Origin of the sequence: Nocardia nova NBRC 15556, from assembly GCF_001613005.1 — a bacterium.
In the GTDB taxonomy this organism is placed as follows: domain Bacteria; phylum Actinomycetota; class Actinomycetes; order Mycobacteriales; family Mycobacteriaceae; genus Nocardia; species Nocardia nova.
In genome coordinates this window covers 137,211-153,151 of record NZ_BDBN01000007.1, presented here as the reverse complement: position 1 = coordinate 153,151, position 15,941 = coordinate 137,211, and the positions used below count along the sequence as shown (strand labels likewise).

Genomic DNA, 15,941 nt, shown 5'->3' with positions numbered 1-15,941 from the left:
CAGCGAGTCCTACGACGGCCGCGAAGAATCACGCAAGCGATCGATCAGGAAGCCGAGCCCGACAGTGCCCCCGGTGCCCCGGCTGTTGCCGATGAAGCGGCGGACGACGTCCAGATGGTTCAGTCGCCAGCGCGTGAGGCCGGCGATGAACACATCGAGCTGCGCGCCCAGATAGCGGCGCTGCCGGCGGTGGGTGCTGTCGTCGTCGTGCCGGTCGGCCACGATCTCCAGCAGAGCTGCCACGGGAGCGTGGCGAACGCCGGCCAGCAAGGTCGCCAACTGGTCCGACTGTGCCGCGCTCACTCCCTGCAATCGAGGCCGGAACTGCTGGAAGGCGTCCACCGCGAGATGCTGTAGGGCGCTCTCTGTCGTCAGCATCAGTTCGAGCACGGCATTGGCACGCTTCAACCGATCGACCGCGTTGTCGAACTCCGCCAGACGGGCGGACTGCAGCGCGAGCTCGAGGTCGAGCAGGATCTGCGAAACCCACAGTTCGGAGGTCTGGTGGACGACCAGGAAGTACCTCTCGTCGCTCCAAGCAAAACGGTCGTCGCCCGCGAACAACGGCTGAACAGCGCCGAGCAGCTCGTCGAGGTGAAGGTAGTCCGCGTAGCTGAGACGCTTTTTCCCGGGCTTGTTCTCGGCCTTCTTCTCGGCATCGACGTGCTGACTCTGCTGCGCGGGAGCGGTATCGGAAGGTGTCGACGTGGTCCCACCGTGTCGCACATACGCGCAGATACCACCGAGGGCTTCGAACCACAGCCGGCTGAGCTCCGTCATCGCCGCGCGATCGAGCTTGGATGGCGCCCATGTCCACTGGGCGTGCAGGCGCGGGCCGCCGTCGCTGTCGACGGTGACCGCATTGACGGCCGCGGTGTGCGCCAGTGGCATCGCGCGACCGGCGTTGCCGTTGTCGGTGAACAACGAACCCCAATAGCCGAGCCGCCAGACATCATCCTCAGCCGAAGCGTCGAGCACCGGCACGCCCAGGCGCCCCAGATAGTTGAATCCGATCGGCGGGTCGGAGCCGCCCAGGTCGACATCGGTGTTCAGGTAGCGCAGCAGACCGTAGGTCACTGGGTTCGGGAGCGCACGAAGTTGCTCCTCGGCGTCACGGATCACCACACCCAGCGCTGTCTCGCCAGCCGCTACCTGCGCCCACGAGAGCCCACCCACCGCCAGCGACACCGGGTATTTGGTCGTGAACCATCCCACGGTGCGCGACAGGTCGACATCGGGGGCCAGCTCCTCCTCGCGCCCGTGGCCCTCGACGTCGATGCCGATCGGCGTGCTGCCGCTGCCCGAAAACTCCGTCCACGCCAAGGCGTACGCGATCAGCAGGATCTCGTGTACCCCGGCATCGAACGCGGCCGGCACCTCACCGAGGATCGTGCGGGTGGTTTCGGCGTCCAGTGACACCTCCATGTGCTCGGCGGTGGCGAACGTATCCTCGGGCTGCACCGGCGGGATCGCGGCGGGGATCGCCGCCACCTTCCTCCAAGCGGCCGCCTGCCCGGCGATTTCCGGGCGGTGCGCGTACTCGGCCAGCAGCGATGCCCACCGGGCGAACGACGTCCCGGCTGTCGGCAACGTGACCTGTTGCCCCGCACGGTGTTGCGCCCAGGCGATGTTGAGGTCGTCCAGCAGAATCCGCCACGAGACCACGTCGACGGCCAGATGGTTCACTATCAGCACCAACTGGCGGGTGGACGCAACCCACAGCGCGCTGAGCATCACCCCGGCGGCCGGATTCAACCGAGATTGCGCCTTCGTCAGCTCCTCATCGGACAACTCGTCGACCGCTTGCAGACAAGCGCTCGCATCCACCGACCCCGCCTCGGACACCCGCAGCGACCACCCACCGGCGCCGTCGTCGTCGACGCGGAGCCGCAGCATGGCATGCCGATCCAGCAAGGCCTGCACCATCACCACCACGTCGGTCTCGGTGACCTCCGCGGGCGCCTGCAGTAACGCCATCAGATTGAACTGCTCGATCGGGCCGTGAACACTGTGCAGCCAGCGCATGATCGGGGTCGCGACCACCTGCCCGACACCGTCGTCGATCGGGCCGTCGGCACTGCCGGCCACCTCCGCCACCTCGGCCAGGCGTGCAACGGTCTGCTCGACGAAGATATCGCGCGGCCTGAACACGAGACCGGCCGTTTGGGCCCGCGCCACCACCTGCATCGATGAAATGCTGTCTCCGCCGAGGTCGAAGAACGAGTCGTCGATGCCGACGTGGTCGAGTCCGAGTGTGTGGGCGTAGATGGTGGTGAGGATTTCTTCTGTGGGATTGGTGGGGGCACGGTATTTGCCGGTGGTGTATTCGGGTGCCGGTAGGGCGCGGGTGTCGAGTTTGCCGTTGACGGTCAGCGGTAGTGCGGGAAGAGTCATGATTGCGGCGGGGATCATGTAGGTGGGGAGTTGTCGGGTGAGTCGGTTGCGTATGTCGGTGGGGTTCGCGGTGCCGGTGATGTAGGCGACGAGGCGTTTGTCTCCGGGGTGGTCTTCGCGGGCGATGACGGCTGCTTGTTCGATGCCGTCGAGTTGTGTTAGGGCGGTACGGATTTCGCCGCATTCGATGCGGTATCCGCGGATTTTGACTTGTTCGTCGGCGCGGTCCACGTAGTGGAGTTGGCCGTCGCTTCCCCAGCGGACCAGGTCTCCGGTGCGGTACATGCGTGTGCCGGTTCCTCCGAACGGGCAGGGCACGAACCGCGTCGCGGTCAACGTGGGTCTGCGCCAATACCCGCAGCTGACTCCGTCGCCGGCTACATACAACTCGCCGGGCACACCCACCGGAACCGGCCGTAGCCGTTCATCCAGCACGAAGAGTGCTGCTGTGGATACCGGTGAGCCGATCGGTGGTGTTCCGGATTCAGGTGTCAAGGGTGGGGTGAGGGTGACGCACATGGTGGTTTCGGTGGGTCCGTAGCCGTTGATGACTGTGTGTTCGGGTGCCCAGCGGTCTACTACCTGGGCGGAGCAGGTTTCACCGCCGAGTATCAGTGTCAGAGGTTCCAGGTCGTGTGGCGTGAGCATCGCTGCGGCGGTGGGTGTTTGGGTCAATACCGTGACGTGTTCGGCAGCGAGGATGTCGTGGAAGTCGTTGGGGGAGAGGGTGATCGAGTCCGGTATGACGACCAGTCGTCCGCCGTGGAGTAGCGGGCTCCAGATTTCCCATACGGAGACGTCGAAGGCGAGCGAATGGCATTGTGCCCAGACTTGTTTCGCCGCGGGTGTGGGGCTGGTGTTCAGTGTTGTCAGTAGTTGGGTGACGTTGTGGTGGGTAGTCGCTACGCCTTTGGGGGTCCCGGTGGTGCCGGAGGTGTAGATGAGGTAGGCGATGGTGTCCGGGCGCGGTGGCGGTAGTGAGCTTCTGGGTTGGGTGTCGATTGCGGGGTCGTCGACATCGATGATCGGTATGTCGATTCCGTCGAGTCGTCCGGCCAGGTCGGCGGTGGTGATGACGGCCGCGGGTGTGGCGTCGGTGAGCATGAATTCGATTCGTGCTCTTGGGTGTTCGGGATCGATGGGCAGGTAGGCGGCCCCTGTCTCGAGTACCGCGGTGATGGCGGTGATGGCTTGTGCCGAGCGTTGCATCAGCAGTCCGACCACGCATCCGGGACCCACCCCGTGGTCGGTGAGCAAGTGTGCCAGCCGGTTCGCGGCTTGCTCGAGTTGCCGGTAGGTCCAGGAGTCTTCGCCGCAGCTGAGTGCTGTTGCGTTGGGCGTGCGGGCCACTTGCGCGGCGAACAATGCCGGAATGGACATCGCGGATGATGTGCGCGTACGCAATACGGCGCGGTTGCTGATTTCGTCCAGCCGGGTGTGTTCGGATTCGTCGAGCAGGTCCACTGATGACAGTGGTTGTCCCGGGTCGCGGGTCAGTTCGGTCAGTGTTCGTTCGAGCCGTTGGATGAGTGTTTCGATGGTGGTGGTGTCGAAGATGTCGGTGCGGAATTCCGCTGCGCCGGTGAGTCCGGCCGGTTCGCCGTTGTCGGTGAAGCGTTCGCCGAGGGAAAACGCTAGGTCCATGCGGGCGGTGTGGGTATCCACCGGGAGCGAGCTGATCTGGAGGTCGTCCAATATCAAGCCGGCTGCGGGGTCGTTGTTTCCGGTGAAGTTCTGCCAGGCCAGCAGCACTTGGATGAGGGGGTGATGCCTCAGTGATCTGGCTGGGTTGAGTCGTTCGACCAGGACTTCGAAGGGCACGTGTTGGTGTTCGAAGGCTTCGAGGCTGCGGGTGCGGACTTGGGTGAGTAGCTCGGTGAGGGTGGGATCCCCGGTCAGGTCGACTCGCAGTATCAGGGTGTTGACGAAGAAGCCGACCAATTCGTCGAGGGCGGGGTCGTCGCGGCCGGCGACCGCGAATCCGATTGCCACATCGGAGTTGGCGCTGAGTTTCGACAACAGCACTGTCAGCGCGGTTTGGATGACCATGAAGTTGGTCGCGTTGTGCCGGCGTGCGATCCGGCTGATTTGTTGTTGTAGTTCGGGGGGCCAGTCGATTTCTACGGTGGCGCCGTGGTGGTCGGTAGTTGGTGGGTAGGGTCGGTCGGTGGGGAGTTCGAGGTGTTCGGGCATTCCGGCGAGGGTGTGTTCCCAGTACTCGAGTTCGGTGGTGATGGGGCTGTGGGGGTCGTGTAGGTCGCCGAGTTGGGTGCGTTGCCAGAGTGTGTAGTCGATGTATTGCACCGCCAACGGCGACCGATCCGGCGCTCGGCCCGCGCACCGGTCGGCATACGCCACACTCAAATCGGCGGCCAGCGGCCTCAGCGACCAGCCGTCAGCAGCGATATGGTGCATCACGATCACCAGCACGTGTTCTCGATCGGCAACTTCGAAAAGCTTTGCCCGCAAGGGAATTTCGGCCGACAAGTCGAACGGGTAGCATGCCGCCGCGTTGACCGCCGCGTCCAGCTGGGTGCCCGACCACCCGGTCGCATCGACAACCTCCCACCCGAAATCGACCCGCTCGACGGGGATAACCACCTGCCGGGGCGTCCCCTCGACCGTGCCGAACACCGTGCGGAGGCTTTCATGCCGGCCCACCACATCGGCCAGCGCTGCACGCAGCGCCTCGACATCGAGCCCACCGCTCAACCGCAACGCCGCCGCCACGTTGTAGAGCGGGGAGGGGCCCTCCAGTTGGTCGATGAACCACAATCGTTGCTGGGCATACGACAACGGAATTACCGGGGGCCGTTCGACGGGTGTCAGTCGTGGGAGTCGGCTCGAACCCGCGCGACCGATCCCGGAGGCCAGCCGGGCAACGGTGGGTGTGTCGAAGACGGTGCGTACCGAGAGGTCTGTGTCGAGTGTGGTGTTGATCGCGGCGATCAGGCGCATCGCCGATAGTGAGTCTCCGCCGAGGTCGAAGAACGAGTCGTCGATGCCGACGTGGTCGAGTCCGAGTGTGTGGGCGTAGATAGTGGTGAGTATTTCCTCGACTGGGGTGCTCGGGGCGCGATACCCGCTCGCCGCGTATTCGGGTGCCGGGAGGGCACGGGTGTCGAGTTTGCCGTTGACGGTCAGTGGTAGTGCGGGCAGTGTCATGACTGCCGCGGGGATCATGTAGGCGGGAAGTCGTTCGGCGAGTTGGGTGCGTATGTCGGTGGGGTTTGCCGTGCCGGTGATGTAGGCGACCAGCCGCTTGTCTCCGGGGTTGTCTTCGCGGGCGATCACTGCCACCTGTTCCACCCCGTCCAATCCGGTCAGGGCATCCCGGACTTCGCCGCACTCGATACGATATCCGCGGATTTTGACCTGCTCGTCGGCGCGGGCCACATATCGCAGCTGACCGTCGTGTCCCCAGCGGACGAGGTCGCCGGTGCGGTACATGCGTGTCCCGGGCTGCCCGAATGGGCAGGCGGTGAATCGCGTCGCGGTCAGTGCGGTGCGCCGCCAGTATCCGCAGGCGACTCCCGCGCCGGCGACGTACAGTTCGCCGGTGACGCCGATCGGCACGCGCTGTAGTCGGTTATCGAGGACGAACAACGCTGCCCCGGCTACTGGTGCCCCGATCGGCGGAGTTCCGGATCCGGGTGTCAAAGGTGGAGTGAGGGTGACGCACATGGTGGTCTCGGTGGGTCCGTAGCCGTTGATCACCGTGTGTGCGGGCGCCCATTGGTCTATCACTCGGGCGGGGCAGGTTTCACCGCCGAGTATCAGGGTCAGCGGTTCCAGGTCTCGTGGCGTGAGCATTGCTGCCGCAGTAGGTGTTTGGGTCAACACCGTGACGTGTTCGGCGGCAAGCGCATCGTGAAAGCCGGTGGGGGAGAGGGTGGTCGTGTCGGGTATGACGACCAGTCGGCCGCCGTGGAGTAGCGGGGACCAGATTTCCCACACCGAAATGTCGAAGGCGAGCGAATGGCATTGCGCCCATACCTGTTCGGAGGCGGGTGTAGGGCCGGTGTCCAGGGTCGTCAGTAGTTGGGTGATGTTGCGGTGGGTGGTGGCCACGCCTTTGGGCACCCCGGTGGTGCCGGAGGTGTAGATGAGGTAGGCGATGGTGTCCGGGCGCGGTGGCGGTAGTGGGCTTCTGGGTTGGGTGTCGATTGCGGGGTTGTCGACATCGATGATCGGTATGTCGATTCCGTCGAGTCGTCCGGCCAGGTCGGCGGTGGTGATGACGGCCGCGGGTGTGGCGTCGGCAATCATGAATTCGATTCGTGCTCTTGGGTGTTCGGGATCGATGGGCAGGTAGGCGGCCCCCGTCTCGAGTACCGCGGTGATGGCGGTGATGGCTTGTGCCGAGCGTTGCATCAGTAGCCCGACCACGCATCCGGGACCCACACCGTGGCCGCTGAGCAGATGCGCCAGCCGGTTCGCCGCCTCGTCCAGTTGCCGGTAACTGTATGAACGATCGCCGCAGCTCAATGCTGTTGCGTTGGGGGTGCGGGCGACCTGTTCGGCGAACAGTTCCGGTACCGACTTCATCGATGGTGTGCGCGTACGCAATACGGTACGGTTGCCGATCTCGTCCAGCCGGGTGTGTTCGGTCTCGTCGAGCAGGTCTATCGATGACAGTGGTTGTTCCGGGTTGGTGGTGACGGCGTTCAGTGTTCGTTCCAACCGGTCGACGAGTGTTTCGATGGTGGTGGTGTCGAAGATGTCGGTGCGGAATTCCACCGCTCCGCCGAGTCCGGCGGGGTCGCCGGTATCGGTGAAGCGTTCGCCGAGCGAAAACGCTATGTCCATGCGGGCGCTGTGAGTATCCAACGGAAGCGAGGTGACCTGGAGGTCTTCCAGCGCCAAACCGGCTGCTGGATCGTTGTTTCCGGTGAAGTTCTGCCATGCGAGCAGAACCTGGATCAGCGGGTGATGTGTCAATGATCTGGCCGGATTGAGTCGTTCCACCAGTACCTCGAACGGGACGTGCCGGTGTTCGAACGCTTCCAGGCTGCGGGTGCGGACTTGGGTGAGTAGCTCGTTGAAGGTGGGATCCCCGGTGAGGTCGACTCGGAGGACGAGGGTGTTGACGAAGAAGCCGACCAACTCGTCGAGGGCGGGATCATCACGACCGGCGACGGCAAAGCCGACCGCTACGTCGGGGTCGGCGCTGATCTTCGACAACAGCACTGTCAGGGCGGCCTGGATGACCATGAAGCCGGTCGCGTTGTGTTCGCGCGCTGTCCGGTCGATCTGCTGCTGCAGTCTCGCCGGCCATTCGACTTTCAGGCCGGCGCCGTGGTGGTCGGGGGTCGGTGGGTAGGGTCGGTCGGTGGGGAGCTCGAGGTGTTCGGACATCCCGGCCAGGGCCTGTTCCCAGAACGCCAGCTCGACAGCGATAGCACTGTGCGGGTCCCGCAGTTCACCGAGCCAGGTTCGTTGCCAGAGTGTGTAGTCGATGTATTGCACTGGCAGCGGTGCCCGATGCGGTGCGTGGCCGTGTCGGCGGGCTCGGTATGCGTCGCTGACGTCGCGGGACATCGGGAGTGGTGACCATCCGTCGAATGCGATGTGGTGCAATACGATTGCGACGATGTGTTGTTGGGGTTCTATCGAGTAGATGTGGGCGCGGATGGGGATTTCGGTCGAGAGGTCGAATCGGTATTCGGCCAGTTCGGCCAAGGCGTCGTCGATTTCTTGTTCGGGCAGCGGTAGTACTGCGGGGCCGTCGCGTCGCCACATTCCGGGTCGGGCCGGCAGTACTTGTTGGATTGGCACGCCGTCGGTGGCGGGGAATGTGGTGCGCAGTGATTCGTGGCGGGCGAGTACGTCGTCGAGGGCTGCGTCCAGTGCTTCGACGTCCAGTTCCCCGGTGATCCGGAATGCGATGGGCATGTTGTAGACGGGGGAGGCTTCCTGTAGTTGGTCGATGAACCACAATCGTTGCTGGGCATACGACAACGGAACGCGCTCGGGGCGTTCGACAGGTACCAGTCGTGGGGATCGGCTCGAACCCGCACCATCGATACCGAGGGCCAGCCTGGCAACAGTGGGTGTGTCGAATACGGTGCGCACCGAGAGGTCGGTGTCGAGCGTGGTGTTGATCGCGGCGATCAAGCGCATGGCCGACAGTGAATCTCCGCCGAGATCGAAGAACGAGTCGTCGACCCCGATGTGGTCGAGTCCGAGTATCCGAGCGTAGAGGGTGGTGAGGATTTCCTCGACGGGGGTGCTCGGGGCGCGATACCCGCCGGCGGTGTACTCCGGTGCCGGGAGGGCGCGGATGTCGAGCTTGCCGTTGACCGTCAGCGGTAGCGCCGCCACCGCCATCACCGCCGCCGGGATCATGTAGGTGGGAAGGTGTTCGGCGAGTTGGGTGCGTATCGTGGCGGGGTTTGCGGTGCCGGTGATGTAGGCGACGAGGCGTTTGTCTCCGGGGTGGTCTTCGCGGGCGATGACGGCTGCTTGTTCGATGCCGTCGAGTTGTGTTAGGGCGGTGCGGATTTCGCCGCATTCGATGCGGTATCCGCGGATTTTGACTTGCTCGTCGGCACGGTCCACGTAGTGGAGTTGGCCGTCGCTTCCCCAGCGGACCAGGTCTCCGGTGCGATACATCCGGGCCCCGGGCGCGGCGGATGGGCAAGCCACGAACCGTGTCGCGGTCAGCGCGCTGCGACGCCGATAGCCGCAGCTGACTCCCTCACCGGCCACATACAACTCACCTGTCACACCAACCGGCACCGGCCGTAGCCGGCGGTCGAGGACGAACAACGCCGCACCCGGCACGGGTGAACCGATCGGTGGTGTCCCTGAACCCGGCGCCAATGGCGCGGTCAAGGACACGCACATGGTGGTTTCGGTCGGTCCGTAGCCGTTGATGACCGTGTGTATGGGCGCCCATTGGTCTATCACTTGGGCCGGGCAGTGTTCGCCGCCGAGTATCAATGTCAGCGGTTCCAGGCCTTCTGGCGTGAGCATTGCTGCGGCGGTAGGTGTTTGGGTCAGCACGGTGACGTGTTCCGCGGCAAGAAGGTCGTGGAAGTCGCCGGGGGAGAGGGTGATCGAGTCGGGGATCACGACCAATCGTCCGCCGTGGAGTAACGGGCTCCAGATTTCCCACACCGAGACGTCGAAGGCCAGCGAATGACACTGTGCCCACACCTGTTCCGGCGCGGATGTGGGGCCGGTGTTCAGAGTTGTCAGTAGTTGGGTGACGTTGTGGTGGGTAGTCGCTACGCCTTTGGGGATCCCGGTGGTGCCGGAGGTGTAGATGAGGTAGGCGATCGTGTCCGGGCGTGGCGCCGGTAGTGCGGTGCTGGGTTGACTTTCCAGGGTCGGGTCGTTGACATCGATGATCGGTATGTCGATTCCGTCGAGTCGTCCGGCCAGGTCGGCGGTGGTGATCACGGCCACGGGCGTGGCGTCGGTGAGCATGAATTCGATTCGTGCCCTTGGATGTTCGGGATCGATGGGCAGGTAGGCGGCCCCGGTTTCGAGCACTGCCGCTATCGCGGTGATCGCTTGTGCTGTGCGTTGCATCAGAAGTCCGACCACGCATCCGGGACCCACCCCGTGGTCGGTGAGCAGGTGTGCCAGCCGGTTCGCGGCTTGCTCGAGCTGCCGGTAGGTCCAGGAGTCTTCGCCGCAGCTCAGTGCTGTTGCGTTGGGCGTGCGGGCCACTTGCGCGGCGAACAACTCGGGAACCGACGTCGCCGAGTGTGTGTGCGTGTGCAGTACGGCGCGGTTGCCGAGTTCGTCCAGCCGGGTGTGTTCGGATTCGTCGAGCAGGTCCACCGACGACAATGACCGCCCCGGGTCGCGGGTGATGGCGATCAGTGTTCGTTCCAGCCGTTGGATGAGTGTATCGATGGTGGTGGCGTCGAAGATGTCGGTGCGGAATTCCACTGTGCCGGTAAGTCCGGCGGAGTCGCCGGTGTCGGTGAAGCGTTCCCCGAGGGAAAACGCTAGGTCCATGCGGGCGGTGTGGGTGTCCAACGGAAGCGAGGTGACGTCGAGGTCCTCGAGCTGCAACCCGGCGGTGGATTCGGTGTTCTCGGCGAAGTTCTGCCAGGCCAGCAGCACTTGGACGAGAGGATGATGCACCAGTGATCTGGCGGGGTTGAGGCGTTCGACAAGTACCTCGAACGGCACGTGTTGGTGCTCGAACGCTTCCAGGCTGCGTGTCCGGACCTGAGTCAGTAACTCGGTGAAGGTGGGATCGCCGGTCAGGTCGACTCGGAGGACGAGGGTGTTGACGAAGAAGCCGACCAATTCGTCGAGGGCGGGGTCGTCGCGGCCGGCGACCGCGAATCCGATTGCCACATCGGGGCTGGCGCTGATTGTGGACAGGAGGACCGCGATGGCGGCCTGGATCACCATGAAGCCGGTCGCGTTGTGTTCGCGCGCTGTTCGGTTGATCTGCTGTTGCAATTCCGCGGGCCATTCGACTTTCAGGCTCGCGCCGTGGTGGTCGGTGGTTGGTGGGTAGGGTCGGTCGGTGGGGAGTTCGAGGTGTTCGGGCATTCCGGCGAGGGTGTGTTCCCAGTACTCGAGTTCGGTGGTGATGGGGCTGTGGGGGTCGTGTAGTTCACCGAGCCAGGTGCGTTGCCAGAGTGTGTAGTCGATGTATTGCACTGGCAGCGGTGCCCGATGCGGTGCGTGGCGGTGTCGGCGGGCTCGGTATGCGTGGCTGACGTCGCGGGACATCGGGAGTGGTGACCATCCGTCGAATGCGATGTGGTGCAATACGATTGCGACGATGTGTTGTTGGGGTTCTATCGAGTAGATGTGGGCGCGGATGGGGATTTCGGTCGAGAGGTCGAATCGGTATTCGGCCAGTTCGGCCAAGGCGTCGTCGATGTCTTGTTCGGGCAGCGGTAGTACTGCGGGGCCGTCGCGTCGCCACATTCCGGGTCGGGCCGGCAGTACTTGTTGGATTGGCACGCCGTCGGTGGCGGGGAATGTGGTGCGCAGTGATTCGTGGCGGGCGAGTACGTCGTCGAGGGCTGCGTCCAGTGCTTCGATATCCAGTTCCCCGGTGATCCGGAAAGCGATCGGCATGTTGTAGACGGGGGAGGGGCCTTGTAGTTGGTCGATGAACCACAATCGTTGCTGGGCATACGACAACGGAACGCGCTCGGGGCGCGGCATGGCCTGCAGCGGCGAGCGAGCGGGCCCGCCACCATGCGAGTGCAGATAGTCGGCGAGACCCTCGACCGTGGACGCGTCGAACAGATACCGCACCGGCACTTCTCTGCCCAGCGCGAACTGCAGCCGCGCGCTCACCCGGGTTGCAGTCAACGAGTTTCCACCCAGGGCGAAGAAATCGTCATCGAGCCCCGCTCGGTCCCGACCCAATACCTCCGCGAACACCTCCGCGACGATTTTCTCGACCCGAGTCTGCGGCGCCCGGAAGGGCGTCGCGGCAAATATCGGTGCCGGCAAGGCCTTACGGTCGATTTTGCCCGAGGAGGTCAGCGGGAACTCGTCGAGCACCACAATCTGCGCCGGCACCATGTACTCGGGCAACCACGCGCTCAACCGCTGCCGGACGGCGTTGATCTCGGTGTTGGTGTGGGGGTTATTGGCGTGGGTGGTGATTCGATGGTCTCCGGTGGTGGGCAGGTAGACCTCGGTCAGCGGTGGGGCGTGCCGGCGGTCGGGGTCGATGGGGGTGAGGAAAACGGCATCGAGGGTGCCGGGCTGGGCGCCCCAGGTGACCGCAACGTGGTATCCGGTGGTTTCGCCCAAGCGGTGCAGCTGTTCGGGTGTAGTGGTGTCGGAAGTCGCGGCGGCCCGGGCGAGTGCGTCGGCCAGGGGTAAGCCGTCTGCGAGGGCGCGTTCGATGCGGACATCGGTGATCAGTCCGGTACGGGGGATGCCGGTAATGCGCACGGTGGCGGGATGTCGGGAGATCAGCTCGGTGTGCAGTCCGCGCAGCCCTGCGAATCGGGTCCATGCCCAAGAGGGTGCTGTTGCCAGTGAGCGGACCGGAGTGGGCGTTTTGTGGACGATGACGTCGTACCGGTACCTGTTGAGTTCGTTGTCGGCCGATCCGCGTTCGACCTGTATGTCGATTCCGGCCACCGACGGACGACCGGCGGCCCAGCCGGTGAAGAACTCGGGGGCCAGCAGCAATTCGGGTTCGCTGAGCACGGCGAGCCGGACTTGCCGGCGGATCTCGGCGGCGTCGGTGGTGGCGGTGCGGGCCAGCGCGACCGCCGTGTGAAACGCTGCCTGCAGGGTGTGATTACGGACGTCGCCGATGAACATCGCCCCACCTGGGGCCAGCAGATCCAGAGCGGCATCGCTCACCTCGGTCAGATAATCCTTATTGGGGAAGTACTGGACGACCGAGTTGAGAATGATCGTGTCGAAGTAGCCCCGCGGCAATGCCTCGGTGACGTGAGCCGGACGGGTCAGCAGCTGGACTCGGTCACGCCACGGGATCCGCAACTGCTCGAGCGAGTGCGCGAGATTGTCGATCGCCACCGCTGACACGTCGGTGGCAACATAGCGCTCACACCGCGGAGCGATCTGTGACAACACCAGTCCGGAGCCCGCACCGATCTCCAACACCCGCCGCGGCCGCAGCGCGAGGATCCGATCCACCGTGGCCGCACGCCACTCCAGCATCTCCTCGAGCGGAATCGGATCATCGGTGTAGCTGCTGTTCCAGCCCCGGAAATCCATGCCGAACTCCGACGACGCCACCTCGGCGCCGTACAGTTCGTTGTTCATATGCCGCCACTGTCCGACGATGTCGGCATCGTGATCGGTGGCGGTGTGATCGAGGGTGACGTAGGCGATGAGGTGGGCGCCGGTGCTGCTCCGGTGCATGGTCGCGGCGGCCTGGGTGACCTGTGGGCAGGCCAGCAGCGTGTTCTCGATTTCGGCGAGTTCGATGCGTTGCCCGCGCAGCTTGATCTGGGTGTCGGCGCGGCCCACGTACATCAGGGTGCCGGTGGAGGTCCAGCGCACCAGGTCACCGGTGCGATACACACGCGTCCCGGCGTCCCCGTAGGGGTTGGCCACGAACCGCTCCGAGGTCAACTCCGGCCGGCCCACGTAGCCGCGCGCCAGCGCGGGCCCGCCCAGATACAGCTCGCCCACCACCCCGACCGGGGTCGGGTTCAGCCGCGCGTCGAGCACGAGCGCGCATATCCCTGGAATCGGGGTGCCGATGCTCACCGGGTGCCTCGACGACAGGGGCGCAAGGGTGGCGCCGATGGTGGTCTCGGTGGGTCCGTAGCCGTTGAACATCTGCCGTCCCGGAGCCCAGGCGGCCACCAACTCCTCCGGGCAGGCCTCCCCGGTCGTGACCAGTGTGCCCACCCGGTCCAGCCGGGCCCGATCCAGCGAAGACAGCACCGTCGGGGTGAACACCGCCGCGCTGACCTGCTGGTCCTGCAGGAAAGCGGTCAACGCCTCCCCGGCATACACGTGCGGTGGTGCCACCACCAGCGCCGCGGCCGACCCGGCTGCCCACAACATATCGAAGATCGACGCATCGAAACTCGGCGCGGCCACCATCGAAATCCGTGCACCTGCGCCCAGCCCGAACACCGCCCGCTGCGCCGCGGCCAACCCCAGCAGACCGGCATGGCTGACCGCGACCCCCTTGGGGGCGCCGGTGGATCCCGAGGTGAACATCGCATACGCGGTGTTGTCCACCCTCAGCCCAGCCGGCCGATCGGCGTCCGTGATCGCCTCCGCGGACCGCCCGGACACATCCGGAGCGTCGATGCGCACTATCGGACGCGCCGCGGCCCCGGCTACCGTGTCGGAACCGTAGGTCAAGACGCACACCGCCCCCACCGCGTCCAGCACCGTGGTGATTCGCTCGGCCGGATGGGCGGGATCCAGCGGCACATACACCCCGCCGGCCTTGACCACCGCCCACCATGCCACCACCAACTCCACACGGCGATCCATCGCCACACCCACCGCGCGCTCCGGGCCCACGCCCTCCTCGATCAGCACCCGCGCTACCCTCGTCGACCACCGATCGAGCTCGCGATACGACACCTCCCGGGCACCGTCGACGACTGCCGGCGCGTCCGGGCCGGCCGCCACCGCCGCCGCCAGCAACTGCGGCGCCAACCCGACGGGCGCCGCCACCCGGGCACCGGACCACACCGACAGCACCAGATCGCGCTCACCGGTGGCCAGCAACGACACCTCTCCCACCGTCACCGACGAGTCCGCCACCACGAGGCGGTCGAAAAGCATTTCCAGACGGGTTATGTGCCTGGCGATGTCGTCGGCGGCGTACCGATCCGGATTCCACATGAACTGAATTCGCGGCGTGCCATCACCCAATTGCGGATAGATGTTGATTGCGCAGTCTTGTATGGGATAGGTGGTCAATACGTTGTACGTCACTTCGGAAGAACCGAAATGCAACGGGGTGGCGAAGTCGAGAATGTTGATCGCCGGGCCGAATTCGATGTTCATGTCGGGTCGGGTTGCCTGGGCGATCAGGTCCGGCCAGCGCCGGAATTGTTGGTGCCGCAGCGCGCCGACTAGGGACTCGCCTACCCGATCGGTCAGTGCGCCGATGGTGTCGCAGTCATGGACTCGAATGAGCAGCGGCACCATGTTCGAGACCATGCCCGTACATCTTTTCAGTGCCGCAGTCGTGCGTGCCGACACCGGCAGAGACAACGAAACATCTTGCTGTCCTGTGGTTTTCGCGATGAAAACCGCTACTGTCGCGACAACCCTTGCGACATCGAGTCGGACAGGCCGGTTCTCCTCGAATCGATGCGTGTACACAAGTTCGCGAACCAACGGGTGGCGTGGTGCCACCGGCCTGCGCGTGCCGCCCAGGTCGGTGATGTCCGAAGGTTCACGCACGACGTTTTTCCAGTACTCGGCATCGGCACGACTGCGCGAAGACTGCTGATACTTCTGATCCGCGTTGCGGATCAGGTCGAATTCGGAGAAGTCGACTTCGCCGGTCTCGGGCGCTGCTCCCGAATAGACGGCCGCGATGTGCCGGACCATGGTGTGGGCGCCGTACCCGTCCAAGAGAACGTGGTGTGTGCGCAGGTAGAAATACGACAGATCGTCGGTGATGCGCAGCAGCGCAAACTCGGTGAGGCGGTCACGGACCAGATCGATCGGCCGGCGGTAGTCGTTGTCCATCCAGCCGCGCGCAGCGGATACCGGGTCGCGCTCGGCGCGCAGATCGATACAGCGAATGGTCCGCGGAAACGAGCGATCGACTACGAAAACCGGTTCGCCGTCGTCGAGGGATAGCCGCGCGCACGGTGTGCCGAACCGCGTTGCCGCCGATTCGCACGCAACCATGAGCCTCTCGGCGTCGACGTCGTGATCGATCGCCAGGAAAACGGCAACGTTGTAAGGGACTTCGGGCCGGAGTTGCTGGGCAGCCCATATCGACCTCTGAGCGGCGGTTAAGGACCCCAGCACCTCCGGATGGACACCGTAGTTGAGCATGATGGCGAATTCCGTGTAGGTCTTCGAAGCGTCGAATTCTGGCAACCAGATCTCATGCCGGCTGTAGCGGTGATCGCGATGGC

General features: G+C 64.7%; 1 protein-coding gene. It reads right to left on the bottom strand.

Annotated elements, in window-relative coordinates; translation table 11 throughout:
• Positions 1-9: 9 nt before the first annotated feature.
• Positions 10-15,903 (bottom strand): non-ribosomal peptide synthetase, encoded by a 15,894-nt coding sequence (locus NN2_RS04600; protein WP_156511208.1) that lies wholly within the window; start codon positions 15,901-15,903, stop codon positions 10-12.
• Positions 15,904-15,941 lie beyond the last annotated feature (38 nt).